The sequence below is a fragment of the Pseudomonas sp. FW305-28 genome (genome assembly GCF_017351395.1).
GTDB classification, from domain to species: Bacteria; Pseudomonadota; Gammaproteobacteria; order Pseudomonadales; family Pseudomonadaceae; genus Aquipseudomonas; species Aquipseudomonas fluorescens_AA.
Genome location: NZ_JACNDD010000034.1, coordinates 18,090 through 32,938 on the forward strand (window position 1 = coordinate 18,090; position 14,849 = coordinate 32,938).

14 protein-coding genes are annotated in these 14,849 nt (G+C 61.7%); 11 read left to right on the top strand and 3 right to left on the bottom strand.

The features are described from left to right. Window positions 1-39 precede the first annotated feature (39 nt). From sctI to J4E53_RS10620, 7 genes are all read left to right on the top strand, one after another. Entirely contained in the window at window positions 40-348 is a 309-nt protein-coding gene (sctI, locus tag J4E53_RS10590) for a type III secretion system inner rod subunit SctI (protein ID WP_103308499.1), read from the top strand. Continuing rightward, on the top strand, window positions 345-1,067 hold the full coding sequence (locus J4E53_RS10595; RefSeq protein ID WP_103308500.1) for an EscJ/YscJ/HrcJ family type III secretion inner membrane ring protein: 723 nt from the start codon (window positions 345-347) through the stop codon (window positions 1,065-1,067). Before sctI ends, J4E53_RS10595 begins: the two co-directional genes overlap by 4 nt. Next, complete coding sequence (locus tag J4E53_RS10600) at window positions 1,054-1,620, top strand: secretion system protein (RefSeq protein WP_103308501.1); 567 nt, start codon at window positions 1,054-1,056, stop codon at window positions 1,618-1,620. The genes J4E53_RS10595 and J4E53_RS10600 overlap by 14 nt, the downstream gene beginning before the upstream one ends. Next, the gene (locus J4E53_RS10605) at window positions 1,592-2,293 is read left to right on the top strand and encodes an oxygen-regulated invasion protein OrgB (RefSeq protein ID WP_103308502.1); all 702 of its coding nucleotides are present in this window, start codon (window positions 1,592-1,594) and stop codon (window positions 2,291-2,293) included. Before J4E53_RS10600 ends, J4E53_RS10605 begins: the two co-directional genes overlap by 29 nt. After that, window positions 2,283-2,720 (top strand): hypothetical protein, encoded by a 438-nt coding sequence (locus J4E53_RS10610; protein ID WP_060738458.1) that lies wholly within the window; start codon window positions 2,283-2,285, stop codon window positions 2,718-2,720. The genes J4E53_RS10605 and J4E53_RS10610 overlap by 11 nt, the downstream gene beginning before the upstream one ends. A 51-nt stretch (window positions 2,721-2,771) precedes the next feature. Further along, window positions 2,772-4,142 (top strand): hypothetical protein, encoded by a 1,371-nt coding sequence (locus J4E53_RS10615; RefSeq protein WP_103308503.1) that lies wholly within the window; start codon window positions 2,772-2,774, stop codon window positions 4,140-4,142. A gap of 96 nt (window positions 4,143-4,238) precedes the next feature. After that, window positions 4,239-5,258: a quinone-dependent dihydroorotate dehydrogenase gene (locus J4E53_RS10620; protein WP_060738457.1), complete on the top strand. Its 1,020-nt coding sequence runs from the start codon at window positions 4,239-4,241 to the stop codon at window positions 5,256-5,258. A 359-nt stretch (window positions 5,259-5,617) separates the two neighbouring features. On the opposite strand, the gene rmf is transcribed toward J4E53_RS10620, so the two are convergent. Further along, entirely contained in the window at window positions 5,618-5,833 is a 216-nt protein-coding gene (gene rmf, locus J4E53_RS10625) for a ribosome modulation factor (protein WP_003223300.1), read from the bottom strand. A gap of 531 nt (window positions 5,834-6,364) precedes the next feature. Between rmf and rlmKL the strand changes: the two genes are divergently transcribed. Continuing rightward, a complete protein-coding gene (gene rlmKL, locus J4E53_RS10630) occupies window positions 6,365-8,635 on the top strand; it encodes a bifunctional 23S rRNA (guanine(2069)-N(7))-methyltransferase RlmK/23S rRNA (guanine(2445)-N(2))-methyltransferase RlmL (RefSeq protein WP_103308504.1) in 2,271 nt (756 codons plus the stop codon). A gap of 143 nt (window positions 8,636-8,778) precedes the next feature. Then, on the top strand, window positions 8,779-11,163 hold the full coding sequence (locus J4E53_RS10635) for a GGDEF domain-containing protein (protein ID WP_103308505.1): 2,385 nt from the start codon (window positions 8,779-8,781) through the stop codon (window positions 11,161-11,163). Window positions 11,164-11,312: 149 nt separating this feature from the next. On the opposite strand, the gene dacB is transcribed toward J4E53_RS10635, so the two are convergent. Continuing rightward, window positions 11,313-12,779, bottom strand: coding sequence for a D-alanyl-D-alanine carboxypeptidase/D-alanyl-D-alanine-endopeptidase (gene dacB / locus J4E53_RS10640; RefSeq protein ID WP_103308506.1), 1,467 nt, complete (start codon window positions 12,777-12,779; stop codon window positions 11,313-11,315). A 47-nt stretch (window positions 12,780-12,826) separates the two neighbouring features. Here dacB and J4E53_RS10645 point away from each other — a divergent pair, with 47 nt between their 5' ends. After that, entirely contained in the window at window positions 12,827-13,021 is a 195-nt protein-coding gene (locus J4E53_RS10645) for a hypothetical protein (RefSeq protein ID WP_139236193.1), read from the top strand. Beyond that, on the top strand, window positions 13,011-13,355 hold the full coding sequence (locus tag J4E53_RS10650; protein ID WP_060738453.1) for a YggL family protein: 345 nt from the start codon (window positions 13,011-13,013) through the stop codon (window positions 13,353-13,355). Before J4E53_RS10645 ends, J4E53_RS10650 begins: the two co-directional genes overlap by 11 nt. A gap of 169 nt (window positions 13,356-13,524) precedes the next feature. Here J4E53_RS10650 and J4E53_RS10655 read toward each other — a convergent pair whose 3' ends face one another. Then, window positions 13,525-14,715: a benzoate/H(+) symporter BenE family transporter gene (locus tag J4E53_RS10655; RefSeq protein ID WP_103308507.1), complete on the bottom strand. Its 1,191-nt coding sequence runs from the start codon at window positions 14,713-14,715 to the stop codon at window positions 13,525-13,527. Window positions 14,716-14,849 lie beyond the last annotated feature (134 nt).

The window sequence follows — 14,849 nt, forward strand, 5'->3', positions numbered from 1 at the left end:
CATCGCTCATGACGATGGCCATTTTCATGAGTGCATCGTATGTCCATCCAAGCTGTTTCCCCGTCGGCCAGTGCGCGCTCGGCCTTGATTGAGTTGCGCGGCCCGCAGGAAGGTCCGGTCGTGTCACTGGAATCGCGAATGATCGATTTGTTTGCCGGTTCCGCCGTCAACAGCGAGCAAGAGGTCTCGGCGATCAATCAGTTGATGCAACGGCCGGACGTCACTCACCCCGAAGTGCTGGCCCACCTGCAGGAGTTGACCGGGCAGTACAACGTGGAGATCAATCTGCTCAACGTGCTGGTGCGCAAAGGGGTGAGCACGGCAGAAACCTTGTTGCGTGCGTCATGAAGCCAGGCCTGTGGGGACTGCTGTTGTGCCTGGCGCTGGCGGGTTGCCGTCAGCCGAACCTGCTGGAAGGGCTGGATCAACAACAGGCCAATGAAGTGCTTTCGGTGCTGCAGCGCAACAATATCGCCGCGGTGAAAGTCGACGCCGGCAAGAACGGTTATGCGGTGAAAATCGATCAGTTGGATTTGCCCGCCGCCGTCGATCTGCTCAACCTGTATTCATTGCCTTCCCGGCCACGCCTGCAAGTGGCCGAAATGTTTCCCGCCGATTCCCTGGTGGCCTCGCCCCGTGCGGAAAAGGCCCGACTGTATTCGGCGTTGGAGCAGCGCATCGAACAGTCGCTGGGTGTGCTCGAAGGCGTGGTGTCGGCACGGGTCCACGTCAGTTACGACCTCGATGCGGGCGAAGGTGGGCGCAAGCCGTCGCCCATCCACCTTTCAGCGGTGGTGTTGCATGAGCGCGATGTCGAACCGCAGTTGCTGATCACCGACATCAAGCGCTTTCTCAAGAACAGTTTTGCCGCGGTGGCGTACGAGAACGTTTCGGTGGTGCTGTCCAAACGCTCTGCAACCCAGCATGTCGCGCCGTCGGTGGTCACGACGCGGCGGCATTCGCCGTGGCCGTGGTGGTTGGCGGCGATTGGCGCGGTGCTGGTGGCCGGTGGTGGCGCTTGGTTGTATCGCCAGTCAACTGCAAGGCCGCGTGATGTCGGACCTTGAGTGTCTGGAACGCATCCTCGCCGAGCCTTTGGCCTACCTGCACCCCCAGCGCCTGGTCGTACCGGCGGGGTTCGAGGGCGATGAGGCCCGTGATCTGCTCGACCGGATCGTCCTCGAGGGGCTGGGACTGCAAGGGCCGTGGCCCTCGCCGCCGTTGACCGGCGTGGCGAAGCAGTGGGTTCGTCATTGGCGGCAATTGCCCTACATCGCCTCGCTCATGGGCGCCTGTCGTTTGCGCGCCGAACTGGCGCGCGGCGCGGCGCTGCTGGGCCTGCCAGGCTCGGTTCGCCGATTCGCCAGCTTCAACCTGGAGGCTCGGGAACGCCTGGCGATCGAATGTCCGCCGGTTTCGCTGGAGCAGGTACAAGCGGCCGGCCTCAACGCATTATGGGGCTGGCACGGGTACGTCCCGTCCCCGCTGCTCGAACGCCTGGACTTGCAGTTCTGCGAGGCGGTGGTTCACCTGCACCGGCAATGGCCCGTCACGAAACCTGATCCAACCTTGTTCTTTTTGGCGGTGCAGCATGCTCGACTCCATCCGAACCCTGACTGACGTGCCCGTTGGCGAAGATGTGCACCTGGCTCGCGAAGACATCGCCGCCGCCCGGCGCCGCCATGCCTTGCAGCTCGAGGCCCGGCGCCGGGCGCGTGAGTATATCGAGCAGGCCCAGCGCGATGCGCAAGCGCTGCATGCCGAGGCATTCCAACGGGGGTATGCCGAAGGCATTCTGCGGGCGACCGGGCATCTGGCCGAAGGCTTGCGGAACGGGCAATCGCTGAGTCTGCAATTGCGCAACGCGCTGGCCCAGGCTGCCCGGGACCTGCTCGCCCAAGCCCTGGAGCAACCCCAGTGGCTGGATGGAATGCTCCAGCGTTGGCTTACCGCGCAACCGGGCGAGACTGGCGCGGTACTGCACCTGCTGTTGCCGCAGCATTGCCGGGAACGTGGCGATGAATGGCGCGAACGCCTGCGCCCGTTGTGGACCGGCGATCTGCTCGTGCACTACCACCCGCACAACCGCTACGTGCTGCGGCTTGGCGATCAACTGCTGGAGTTCGACGTTGAAGCCACCCGGCAACGTCTGGAACCCCGCTTGATGGCGCGCATTGCGCAGTTGCCGGAGACGGTTCGCGTCCTGGACCAAGGGGCGACCCAGGCGCTTGAAGCGTTGTGCTCAAGCTTCACCGGGCAGGCAGCCGAGGCGATGCACGACCATGAAGATTGAATCGTCGACCGCTCCAATCGCCTTTGAGCGCGGCGCGGATGTTGCGGTGCAGAGCCTGGAGTCGCGCCTGTTGGCCGCCCATCAGGGGACGAGCCAGGGCAAACGCCCGGACCCTGAGTTCGAGCATCTGTATCAGGTACTGCTGGCGATGGAAGGGCAGGGTGAGAAGGCCATCCATGAATTCCTCCGCGCCCTGCGGGGAGCCGACGGCGAAACCGCAGCCTATCCCACCGCTCAGGCGCTGATGGCGGTCACGCTGCAGGTGCTGGTTCGACTGAAGGAGCAGGGGTTGGAAAAGTCGCAGCTTTACCGGGAGGTCAGCGGTGCCAATGGCCTGGCGTTTGCGGTGGACCTGTTTGTTAAGGGATTTATGCGGGATGTGTTTCAGCCTATGGGGGATGAGGCTTGGGAGATGAGTGAGTGGTGAGTAACGCTCGGAAAATTTGGCTGTTGATCAAACTACAAGGAGAAATTGACCATGCAAATTACAGGAGGAGCCGGCATACCCGCTGCGGCTCGGAACGACGTTGTTTCGGTTTCAAATACCTCAGCAGGGCCTCTAGAGAAGCTTGATCCCGCGATGTTGAACGCTACGGGATTTCAACCGAGCGAGTTGGGATCACCCAGGCAAGTCAAAGCGGCCTTTGAGCTTTTAAGTCGCGCAACGGAGCCTTTCTTTCAGGAGTGCAATAAGAATCTGGGACAGCTGGATCTAGATGCGAAAATCCGAATTGAACACTTTATCGAATCGGGTGAAATGCCCGCTGATCCTGAAAACAGCGGAATTTTTAATTTAATCGGCGAAGGGGGCACTACTGGCGCCGAAAGCCGTGTAGATCGCTTGAAGGAAGTACTTGAGGCTGGCATGGAACTGCTCGAAGCCGCCAAGGGGCCAGGACTCAATCTCCTGAATGTCGCTGGGCACACGGGCTTGATCATTGCGCTGGCCACCTGTTTGCGCCAGTACGTTGGCTATCACGTCGAACACGCTCTGCGCGAAGGTGATACACCTGAGGCCACGCGGGCATGGGCGACCGTTGCGCTGGCAATGATGGGGCCGGCATTGACGCTGATGGGGGCTGTCCGCAGGGAGATGGCAGGGGAGGCGACCTGGAAGTCTCGGTTGGGGAATTTGTGCATAGCGTCTGCTGCGCTGGGAGGTTCGGTCGCGGCCGTTCTCACGGGAGCGGCGTCAAAGGTTTTCCCAGCATTGACCGGTGGAGTCGTCTACATCATGGCTCGGGCGGTGGCTCAATCCTTCTTTCCTTTGAAAGACAACGCAGGTCCCGCGAACGCAGCGTCAACCGCGGTGACAGCAGCGGCTTATGGCGCAGGTCAATTTGCTTTGGCTGAGCTGGGAAAGGTCATGCCATTGAGTGGGCCTGCCAGGGCAGCCGGGGAGCTTGGTCACGATTTCGGGGCGGACGCTATTCAAGCCGGGCTGAACGCGCTCGGAATGGTAGCCGATGTGGCTACCTTGATTGTCTGCAAAAGTTGGCATGTGCTTTCGCCCCAACGAGGACTGGATTCGGTCTTTTCTGATCCTGAGTCTTTACAACAAGTGGCCTTGGAGGTGCGCGCTGGTGTTCAGTGGCCCACCAGAACGCAATTGGCCGATGCATTCGTGAATGTTGCGGGGGTACGTCTATCGTTTGGGCATACTCTCACCCTGTTCCTAGGTGCGATAGCGGCCATATTGAGTGAATCCCAGTTCGGAGACGATACCCAGGGCCATATGCTCAATGGCTGTTTCGCCATAATGATGACGGTTCTTTATTTTCCACTCATCTTTGCCAACCTGAAACAAACCGGCAATACCTATACTCTGCAGGAAACGACCACGTCTTGATTCAACCCGGGAGCAGCCGCCATCGGTTGCTCGCTCCCATCCCTTCACCCCGGCTATAATCCGCGCCTCATTTCGTCGATCGAGTCAAACCCACCCATGTACACCCTGGCCCGTCAGCTGTTGTTCAAACTTTCCCCGGAAACCTCCCACGATCTGTCCCTTGACCTGATCGGCGCGGGCGGACGTTTGGGCCTCAACGGTTTGCTGTGCAAGGCACCGGCGAAATTGCCGGTGACGGTCATGGGCCTGGCGTTTCCCAACCCGGTCGGGTTGGCGGCGGGCCTGGACAAGAATGGTGCGGCCATCGACGGGTTCGCCCAGTTGGGTTTCGGTTTCGTCGAAATCGGCACCGTTACCCCACGACCCCAGCCGGGCAACCCCAAGCCACGGATCTTCCGCCTGCCGCAAGCCGAGGCGATCATCAACCGCATGGGTTTCAATAACCTGGGTGTAGACAACTTGCTGGCTCGCGTCGCAGCGGCCAAGTACCAGGGCGTGCTGGGCATCAACATCGGCAAGAACTTCGACACGCCAGTGGAGCGGGCCGTCGACGACTACCTGATCTGCCTGGACAAGGTCTACGCCCACGCCAGCTACGTGACCGTCAACGTCAGCTCCCCCAACACCCCGGGGCTGCGCAGCCTGCAATTCGGTGATTCCCTCAAGCAATTGCTGGCCGACCTGGCCCGGCGTCGCGCGGAACTGGCGTTGACCCACGGCCGGCATGTGCCACTGGCGATCAAGATCGCCCCGGACATGACCGACGAGGAGACCACCCAGGTGGCCCAGGCCCTGATCGAGACGGGCATGGACGCGGTGATCGCCACCAACACGACCCTGGGGCGCGAAGGTGTCGAAGGGCTGGAGCACGGTGACGAGGCGGGTGGTTTGTCTGGCGCGCCAGTGCGTGACAAGAGCACCCACACCGTGAAGGTGCTGGCCGCTGAATTGGCGGGGCGCTTGCCGATCATCGCGGCGGGCGGGATTACCGAAGGCAAGCATGCCGCCGAGAAGATCACCGCCGGGGCGAGCCTGGTGCAGATCTATTCGGGGTTCATCTATAAAGGGCCGGCGTTGATCCGCGAATCGGTGGATGCCATTGCGGCGTTGGGTTGATCAGCCGCGCCTTGAAGTCTGAACAGACCCCTGTGGCGAGGGAGCTTGCTCCCGCTGGACTGCGAAGCAGTCCTGAAACCGACTGATGCCATTTGCCTGGCTCACCGTGCAATGGCTTTTGGGGCTGCTGCGCAGCCCAGCGGGAGCAAGCTCCCTCGCCACAACGGCGTTTGCAGCTTAGTAATTACATAAAGCCAAGGTATTGGTGTTTGCCGCTCAGGCGATCGCATAAAGCCCAGGCATTAAAAAGGGCTCCTCGAAGGAGCCCCCTGGGCCGTAGCCCGCCGTCCGGATGGGACGTGCGTGGTTAAATCGATATGGGTGTCAAATTGTCGAGTTCTTGAGTATTAAGCCCTGTGTCAGCCGACGGCGTGAAGTTCGTTGAGTCTGTGGATACCCGCAGTGCCGGTCATACCGTCCCAGTTGTCGCCGCGTCCTTCTCGCCAGCCGTTGATCCAGGCTTGACGTACCGACGGTAGAGTAAAGGGGCAAAGCTCACGGGATTTACCACCAACGCCATATTGGTAACCACGTAAAAATGCTCTTTCCAACGGATCACGCTTAAGTCTTCTCATAGGGTGTTGCCCTCACTTGTTGACTGTTACTTAGCGTCGACCTCTATCGAGGCCGGGGCAGAATCATTCTGCCGTTGGTGGCTCGTTGCCGGCGTGACGAGCCGAGGTGTTGACGCCGTTGCGACGTCAACCTGTGTTGAGTTCTAACCAAAGCGTCACAGGGATGGAATGATCGTTTTGTCATAAGCACGTAACAATAAAGATGTTAGGGCGATAAGTAACTTCATGTTCGTTGACCGCTTTTGAGCAAGACCCCTGTATGATCGGCCCTGCGCCAAAGGGGACTGGCTTTGCTTGAATGAGAATGTCCCCCTGTTGCACTCGGGTACTATTCGACGAAAGGGTCGAGTTTTCACAATTTGTTGCACAGAATTTTTTACCTGCCTTCGCATCAAAGCTCTTTTAACCTGAGCGGCGAGGGCGGCACGGCACACATTCGTGCCACGCGGGTGCTCTTGAGAAAAGCACCTGACTGAACCCGGCCCGGCAATGCGTTGCCCGGTCCACTTAGCCAAAGGCTCTGGAAATCCCATGTCCGATCGTTTCGAACTCTTCCTCACCTGCCCCAAGGGCCTCGAAGGCCTGCTGATCGAGGAAGCCGTCGGGCTTGGCCTTGAAGAGGCGCGCGAGCACACCTCGGCCGTGCGTGGCATGGCCGACATGGAAACGGCCTATCGCCTGTGCCTGTGGTCGCGCCTGGCCAACCGCGTGTTGCTGGTGCTCAAGCGCTTCCCGATGAAGGATGCCGAAGACCTGTACCACGGTGTGCTGGATGTCGACTGGCAAGATCATATGCTGGCCGATGGCACCCTGGCGGTGGAGTTCAGTGGCCATGGTTCGGGCATCGACAACACTCACTTCGGCGCCTTGAAGGTCAAGGACGCCATCGTCGACAAGCTGCGCACCCCGACGGGCGAGCGGCCGTCCATCGACAAGCTCAACCCGGACCTGCGCATCCACCTGCGCCTGGACCGCGGCGAAGCGATCCTCTCCCTCGACCTTTCCGGCCACAGCCTGCACCAGCGCGGTTATCGCCTGCAGCAAGGCGCCGCGCCGCTGAAGGAAAACCTCGCCGCCGCGATCCTGATCCGCGCCGGTTGGCCGCGCATTGCCGCTGAAGGCGGGGCGCTGGCCGACCCGATGTGTGGTGTCGGCACGTTCCTGGTGGAAGCAGGCATGATCGCCGCCGATATGGCGCCGAACCTGCGTCGCCAGCAGTGGGGCTTCACCGCCTGGCTCGGCCATGTGCCGGCGTTGTGGAAGAAACTCCACGAAGAGGCCACCGCCCGCGCCGCCGCCGGGCTGGCCAAGCCGCCGTTGTGGATTCGCGGCTACGAAGCCGACCCACGGCTGATCCAGCCGGGCCGCAACAACGTCGAGCGTGCGGGCCTGAGCGAGTGGATCAAGATCTATCAGGGCGAAGTCGCCACCTTTGAACCGCGTCCGGACCAGAACCAGAAAGGCCTGGTGATCTGCAACCCGCCGTACGGCGAGCGTCTGGGCGACGAAGCCAGCCTGCTTTACCTCTACCAGAATCTCGGCGAACGTCTGCGCCAGGCCTGCCTGAACTGGGAGGCGGCGGTGTTCACCGGCGCGCCAGACCTGGGCAAGCGCATGGGCATTCGCAGCCACAAGCAGTATTCGTTCTGGAACGGCGCCTTGCCGTGCAAGCTGCTGCTGATCAAGGTCCTGCCGGATCAGTTCGTCACCGGCGAGCGTCGCACCCCGGAGCAACGCCAGGCCGAGCGCGAACAGGCCGCCTACGATCAGGCCCCTGAAGTACCGCAAGAGCGCCAGTACAACAAGAACGGCAACCCGATCAAACTGGCTCCGGCACCGGCCCCTGTGGTCGAGCAGGCGCGGTTGAGCGAAGGCGGGCAGATGTTCGCCAATCGCCTGCAAAAGAACCTCAAGTTGCTGAGTAAATGGGCCAAGCGTGAAGGTGTGGACTGCTACCGGGTCTACGATGCCGACATGCCGGAATATTCCATGGCCATCGACCTCTACCACGACTGGGTTCACGTCCAGGAGTACGTCGCGCCGAAGTCCATCGACCCGGAAAAGGCCTCGGCCCGCTTGTTCGACGCCCTGGCGGCCATTCCCCAGGCACTGAACGTCGACAAGAACCGTGTGGTGATCAAGCGCCGCGAGCGTCAGAGCGGCACCAAGCAGTACGAGCGCCAGAGCGCCCAGGGCAAGTTCACCGAGGTCAACGAAGGCGGCGTGAAGCTGCTGGTCAACCTCACCGACTACCTGGACACCGGGCTGTTTCTGGATCATCGGCCGATGCGCCTGCGGATCCAGAAAGAGGCGGCCGGCAAACGCTTCCTCAACCTGTTCTGCTACACCGCGACCGCCAGCGTCCACGCTGCCAAGGGTGGTGCTCGGAGCACCACCAGTGTCGACTTGTCGAAAACCTACCTGGACTGGGCGCGGCGCAACCTGTCGCTCAATGGTTTTTCCGACAAGAATCGTCTGGAGCAGGGCGACGTGATGGCCTGGCTGGAAGCCAGTCGTGACGAGTACGACCTGATCTTCATCGACCCGCCGACCTTCTCCAACTCCAAGCGCATGGAAGGCGTGTTCGATGTGCAGCGCGACCATGTCCAGTTGCTGGACCTGGCCATGGCGCGCCTGGCCCCGGGCGGTGTGCTGTATTTCTCCAACAACTTCCGCAAGTTCCAGCTCGAGGACAATCTCGGCGAGCGCTACGCGGTGGAAGAGATCACCGCCAAGACCATTGATCCGGATTTTGCCCGCAACGGCAAGATCCACCGTGCCTGGAAGATCATGGCCCGTTGATCGAAGTCTGATTGGATCCATGAAGCCTTGTAATTCAAGGCTTCCAGCTGCATTTTGGGGCTGGTCAAAGTAATGGCTAATGGCTATAACTTAGGTTGTGTCCAGGGCAGTGCCTATGCCTGGCTCCATTCTGAGTTGTGTTTATGGCATTGCATCGGGTGCGCCCCAGGATCCTGGGCTTTATCAGCGAAGATGTGTCGGCCTGGCTAGTGGCTTCGCTGGTGCTGCTGGCCGGCACCTTCCTGACCGGCTTGCTGAGCTGGGCGATGACGAACCTGTTCAGTCAGCAACTGCGCCAGCGCTTCGAGTTGCAAGCCGAGGAGCGCTTCAGCCGTATCGAAGAACGCTTCCAGGACGAAGAACAACGTCTCGATGGTTTGCGGCGGTTCTTTGCCAATTCGGTAGCGGTTTCCAACGCGGAATTTCACGGCTACGTCGAACCGCTGTTGCGGCGCACCCTGGCCTTCGCCTGGGCGCCCCGGGTATCTCGGGACCTGCGACAATCCTTCGAACAAGAGACGCGAGCCCAGGGAGACGACGCCTTTGCCATCCGCGAGGCCGACAATAGCGGCGGCTTGCGGCGTGCCGCCGAGCGAGACGAGTACGTGCCAGTGCTGTACCTCCAGAGCCAGCCGCTCTCGATGTCCCCCCTGGGGTTCGATCTGCTTTCCCATCCATTGCGGCGGGCCGCGCTTGAGCGAGCGCGTTTGCTTGGCACGCTGGTGGTCTCGCAGCCGTTGGACCTGATGGGGGTCGGACCGGACTTCGCCCGTGGCGTGTTGCTGGTGGCGCCGGTCACCCGGGCGTCGGTCAAGGAACCGTTCGGTTACGTGGTGGCGGGTATCAACATGCGTCAGCTGGTGGGCGATGGCTTGCCGACCGCAGGTCATGACAACCTTTCGATGCGTGTTCTGGACCAGTCCACGTCCGACCGGGAGGAAGTGTTGTTCGACACTCTCGACGCGCCGGGTGACAGTGATTTATCGGCGACCCGCCTGTTGCACCTGGCTGATCACAATTACCGGGTGGAATTGCGGCCCAGCCGGGTGTTCCTGTCGACCAATCACTCTTCGATCACGGGCATGGTGATACTCGGCGGTTTGCTCAGCCTGCTGCTCAGTGCCTTGCTCTACGTGCTGGTCAGCCAGCGGCAGCGGGCCTTGAAGCTGGTGGAGCAACGCACCCGTGAACTGCGCGCCCGGGAACAGGAATTGCGCGGCACCCACGGCCAGTTGCGCGGGGTGCTGGATGCCGCAACCCAGGTCGCGATCATTGCCACTGACCTGCGCGGCGTTATCACGACATTCAACGCTGGCGCCGAACAGATGCTCGGCTACCCGAGTTGCGAGGTGCTGCAAAGCATGACCCTGGAAAGCCTGCATGTGCCCCGCGAGCTCCAGGCCCGGGCCGCCCAGCTCGGCGCGCGTTTTGGCAAACCGATCCCCACCTGCCATGCGATGCTGCTCGAGGGCGGTGAACAGGGTGGGCAACAGGCTCGGGAATGGACCCTGGTACGCCGCGATGGCAGCCACTTGACCGTGAACATGCTCGCCACACCGATGCTCGATGAGCAGGGGCTGTGGGTCGGGCACCTGGCAATCTGCATCGACGTCACCGAACGCAAACGCGTCCACGAAGCGCTGGCGGCCCGTGACCTGCTGTTGAAAAAGCTCAGCGCTCATGTGCCCGGGGGGATCTACCAGTTCAAGATGGACTTCAATGGTCGCTTCAGCGTGATCTATGCCAGCGACGGCATCCGCGACATCTATGAGTTGGAACCCGATGTACTGGTGCAGAACGCCGAGGCGATTTTCTCGCGTATTCACTCCTTGGACAGTACGCGCGTCCGCGCTTCGATTCGTGCTTCGGCCCACACCTTGAGCCCGTGGCGTGAAGAGTACCGGGTGCAACTGCCTTTGCGCGGCCTGCGTTGGGTGCGCGGCGAGGCCACGCCTGAGGAGCTGCCTGGCGGTGGGGTGTTGTGGCACGGCTATATCTCGGATATTTCCGACCTCAAACGCGTGGAAGAAGAACTGCGGGCGCTGTCCGTGACCGACGCCCTGACCGGCATTCGCAATCGCCGCTATTTCCAGGAGCGCCTGACCTCGGAGATGGCCCGGGTCGAGCGTGGTTCCGGTGGGCTGGCGGTCATCATGCTCGACATCGACCACTTCAAGCGCATCAATGACCAACACGGCCATGCGGTGGGCGACCGGGTATTGCAGGCGGTCTGCCAGCGCATCGCCCAACGGTTGCGCCGCACCGATGTGTTCTGCCGGTTGGGTGGGGAAGAGTTCGTGGTGCTGTGCCCGGACACTGACAGCGACAGCGCCTATTCCCTGGCCCTGGAACTGTGGGAAGGCTTGCGGGCTGCGCCCATCGAGGATGTGGGGGTGGTCACCGCCAGCTTCGGCATCGCCACCTGGCGCGCCGGGGAGGGCGCCGATGCGTTGCTGCTCAGGGCCGACTCGGGTGTGTACGCGGCCAAGCAGGCCGGGCGGGATCGGGTCGAGACGCAGCTGGATTAGCCACTTGGGCTGGGTACATGGGGCCAAAGTGGACACAAATCCCCTGTGGGAGCGAGCTTGCTCGCGATAGCGCCAGGTCAGTCACATCCCTATCAACTGGCCGACCGAATCGCGAGCAAGCGCGCTCCCACATTGGGTTTTGCGCTGGGTCAGAGCACCGAAGCCGTCTGCGGCAGTTTCGGCTGGCGGTACAGGTCCAGCAGCACCTGGTCCAGCACCGACGAAGCGCCCCATGGCTTCGGATCGTTGAGGATCGCTACCACCGCCCAGGTGTTGCCATTGATGTCGCGGCTGTAGCCGGCGATGGCGCGGACGGTGTTCAGGGTCCCGGTCTTGACGTGGGCCTCGCCGGCCATGGCGGTGGTCTTCAGGCGTTTGCGCATGGTGCCGTCGGTGCCGGCAATCGGCATCGAGCTAATGAACTCCGCCGAATACGGGCTGCGCCAGGCCGCTTGCAGCATCGCCGCCATTTCCCGGGCGCTGACCCGTTCGGCACGGGACAGACCGGAGCCGTTCTCCATCACCAGGTGCGGCGCGGTGATGCCTTTCTTGGCCAGCCACTGGCGCACCACCCGTTGCGCCGCCTTGGCGTCATCACCATCGGCTTCGTTACGGAACTGCGCGCCGAGGCTCAGGAACAACTGCTGGGCCATGGTGTTGTTACTGTATTTGTTGATGTCGCGGATGATCTCCGCCAGGTCCGGGGAGAACGCCCGGGCCAGCACCTTGGCGTTGCTCGGGGTCGCGGCCAGGCGGTCCTTGCCCTGGATGCTGCCGCCCAGTTCCTTCCAGATCGCCCGCACGGCACCCGCGGTGTAGGTGGCATGGTCCAGCAGCGACAGGTAGGTCTGGGAGCTGCAACCGTCACCAAGCTGGCCGCCGACGGTCACCGTCACGCTGCCGTCTGCCTGTGGCACCGGGTTGTAGCGCACGCCGCCGGCGCATTGCTTGGAATTGACCGCCTTGACCTGGTTTTCGATGCGAATGCTGGCAATCGGCGGTTCCACCGACACCAGCACCCGGCCGCCGTCATTGCGGGCGACGAAGCGCAGGGCCTTGAGGTTGACCAGCAGCGAGTCGGGCTTGACCAGGAACGGCTTGTTTTCGTCATTGCCGTCGTCGTTGAACTCGGGCAGTTGCGGCTGGATGAAGAAACTGCGGTCCAGGACCAGGTCGCCGGTGATCTGCTGCACGCCGTTGGCCCGCAGGTCGCGCATCAGCAGCCAGAGTTTTTCCATGTTCAGCTTGGGATCGCCGCCGCCCTTGAGGTACAGGTTGCCGTTGAGAATCCCGCCGCTGAGGGTGCCGTCGGTGTAGAACTCGGTTTTCCACTGGTGATTGGGGCCGAGCATTTCCAGGGCCGCGTAGGTGGTCACCAGTTTCATGGTGGAAGCGGGGTTGACCGAAACGTCGGCGTTGTACAGCGTTGGAGTGCCGGGGCCATTGAGCGGCACCATCACCAGGGACAGGGCGTCATCCTGCAGTTTGCTGGCCTTGAGGGCTTTTTGCACATTGGGCGACAGGGCAGTGTTGATCGTGGCGGCGTGGGTGGTGACAGGGAGGGCCAGGGGAAGAAGAAGGCTGGCCAGAAGCAGTGGACGCAAAGATTTGATCATTTGAAATAGAACCCTACGGGCGAGGGGGAAAAAACGAGGACATGAAAATGAACGTCCTCAACGGTCATGAAAGTGTCGGCATTATGCCCCAAGCTGCAACGGCTTGGGCCGTGCCTGAGCCCTTCGGCTGCTATTTTTTACCGACGGTAGGCCGATACGCCCGATCAGTCGGGCAATCGACGCATCAAACTGGTAAAGTGCCGGCCGTTATTACTTATGAGGATTGTTCCAATGGCGACTAACCGTTCCCAGCGTCTGCGCAAAAAACTGTGCGTGGATGAATTTCAAGAGCTGGGTTTCGAACTGAACCTGGATTTCAAAGAAGATCTGGCCGATGAGGCTATTGACGCTTTCCTCGACGCTTTCCTGAAAGAAGCCATGGAAGCCAACGGCCTGGGCTACGTCGGCGGCGACGACTACGGTCTGGTTTGCCTGCAGAAGCGTGGCTCGGTCACCGAAGCGCAGCGCGCTGCCGTTGAAGCCTGGCTCAAGGCCCGTCCTGAGCTGACCAGCGTGGAAGTCAGCCCGCTGATGGACGTCTGGTATCCGGAAAAGCCGATCAACCCGGTCGCTTGATGGTCCGATGATGTTCCGAAACCGGCTGCCCGTCTGGGGGCCGGTTTTTTTGTGCCTGTCTGTTGGGTATTGAGTGACCTTCAGGCCGCTATCGCGAGCAAGCTCGCTCCCACAAGGGGCGCATGAACACCCCAAATCTCCTGTGGGAGCGAGCTTGCTCGCGAAGCTTTCAAGCGCTACGCCAGTTCAGAATCACCAGGGTCAACACCCCCGCCACAATCCCCCAGAACGCCGAACCGATGGAGAACAGTGTCAGCCCCGACGCCGTGACCATGAAGGTGATCAGCGCCGCTTCCCGTTCCTTCGCTTCGCTCATGGCGATGCTCAAGCCATTGATGATCGAGCCGAACAGTGCCAAGGCCGCGATGGACAGCACCAGTTCCTTGGGCAGCGCCGCGAACAACGCCGCCAGCGTCGCGCCGAACACCCCGGCAATCCCGTAGAAAATCCCGCACCACACCGCTGCCGTGTAGCGCTTGTTGCGATCTTCGTGGGCGTGGGGGCCGGTGCAGATGGCCGCGCTGATGGCGGCCAGGTTGATGCCATGGGAGCCGAACGGCGCCAACAGCAGCGAGGCAATACCGGTGCTGGTGATCAGAGGCGAGGCCGGCACGTTGTAGCCGTCGGCCCGCAGCACGGCGATGCCGGGCATGTTCTGCGAGGTCATCGCCACCACGAACAGTGGAATACCGATGCTGATGGTGGCCGCCAGGGAGAAGTGCGGCGTGGTCCACACCGGCGTCGCGACTTCCAGGGCGAAGCCGCTGAAGTCCAGCAGCCCCAGCAGGCCCGACAGCGCCGTGCCGATCAGCAGCGCCGCCAATACCGCGTAGCGGGGCGATAGGCGCTTGACGATCAGGTAGGTGAAAAACATCCCCAGCACCAGGCCGGTGCGATGCTGGGTGGCGACGAAGATCTCGCTGCCGATCTTGAACAGGATGCCCGCCAGCAACGCTGCCGCCAGCGAGGCCGGAATGCGCTTGACCAGGCGCTCGAAACTGCCGGTCAGGCCACAGATCGTCACCAGGACTGCGCAGGTTATATAGGCGCCGATGGCCTCGCCGTAACTCACACCGCCCAGGCTGGTGATCAACAGCGCAGCGCCAGGTGTCGACCAGGCGATGGTAATCGGCGTGCGATAACGCAGCGACAACCCGATGGAGCACACGGCCATGCCAATGGAAATCGCCCAGATCCACGAGGAAATCTGCCCGCTGGTCAGCCCCGCCGACTGTCCGGCCTGGAACATCAGCACCAGGGAGCTGGTGTAGCCGGTCATCATCGCGATGAACCCGGCGACGATGGCCGAGGGCGAGGTGTCGGCTAATGGACGAAGTGGCGTGGTCGTGACTTCGGTCATGGTGGGCGATGTTCCTTGTTATAGATTATGCGTGTGGGAGCAAGGCTTGTGGGAGCAAAGCTTGCTCGCGATGCAGACGATTCGGTCTGTCAAAGGACCGCGTTGTCGTTCATCGCGGGCAAGCCTTGCTCCCA

Coding starts and splice junctions, on each gene's coding strand:
- J4E53_RS10605 (WP_103308502.1), top strand. CDS start 1,592: ATGCTCGACTCCATCCGAACCCTGACTGACGTGCCCGTTGGCGAAGAT.
- sctI (WP_103308499.1), top strand. CDS start 40: ATGTCCATCCAAGCTGTTTCCCCGTCGGCCAGTGCGCGCTCGGCCTTG.
- dacB (WP_103308506.1), bottom strand. CDS start 12,779: ATGATCAAATCTTTGCGTCCACTGCTTCTGGCCAGCCTTCTTCTTCCC.
- rlmKL (WP_103308504.1), top strand. CDS start 6,365: ATGTCCGATCGTTTCGAACTCTTCCTCACCTGCCCCAAGGGCCTCGAA.
- J4E53_RS10615 (WP_103308503.1), top strand. CDS start 2,772: ATGCAAATTACAGGAGGAGCCGGCATACCCGCTGCGGCTCGGAACGAC.
- J4E53_RS10595 (WP_103308500.1), top strand. CDS start 345: ATGAAGCCAGGCCTGTGGGGACTGCTGTTGTGCCTGGCGCTGGCGGGT.
- J4E53_RS10610 (WP_060738458.1), top strand. CDS start 2,283: ATGAAGATTGAATCGTCGACCGCTCCAATCGCCTTTGAGCGCGGCGCG.
- J4E53_RS10600 (WP_103308501.1), top strand. CDS start 1,054: ATGTCGGACCTTGAGTGTCTGGAACGCATCCTCGCCGAGCCTTTGGCC.
- J4E53_RS10620 (WP_060738457.1), top strand. CDS start 4,239: ATGTACACCCTGGCCCGTCAGCTGTTGTTCAAACTTTCCCCGGAAACC.
- J4E53_RS10650 (WP_060738453.1), top strand. CDS start 13,011: ATGGCGACTAACCGTTCCCAGCGTCTGCGCAAAAAACTGTGCGTGGAT.
- J4E53_RS10655 (WP_103308507.1), bottom strand. CDS start 14,715: ATGACCGAAGTCACGACCACGCCACTTCGTCCATTAGCCGACACCTCG.
- rmf (WP_003223300.1), bottom strand. CDS start 5,833: ATGAGAAGACTTAAGCGTGATCCGTTGGAAAGAGCATTTTTACGTGGT.
- J4E53_RS10645 (WP_139236193.1), top strand. CDS start 12,827: ATGAACGTCCTCAACGGTCATGAAAGTGTCGGCATTATGCCCCAAGCT.
- J4E53_RS10635 (WP_103308505.1), top strand. CDS start 8,779: ATGGCATTGCATCGGGTGCGCCCCAGGATCCTGGGCTTTATCAGCGAA.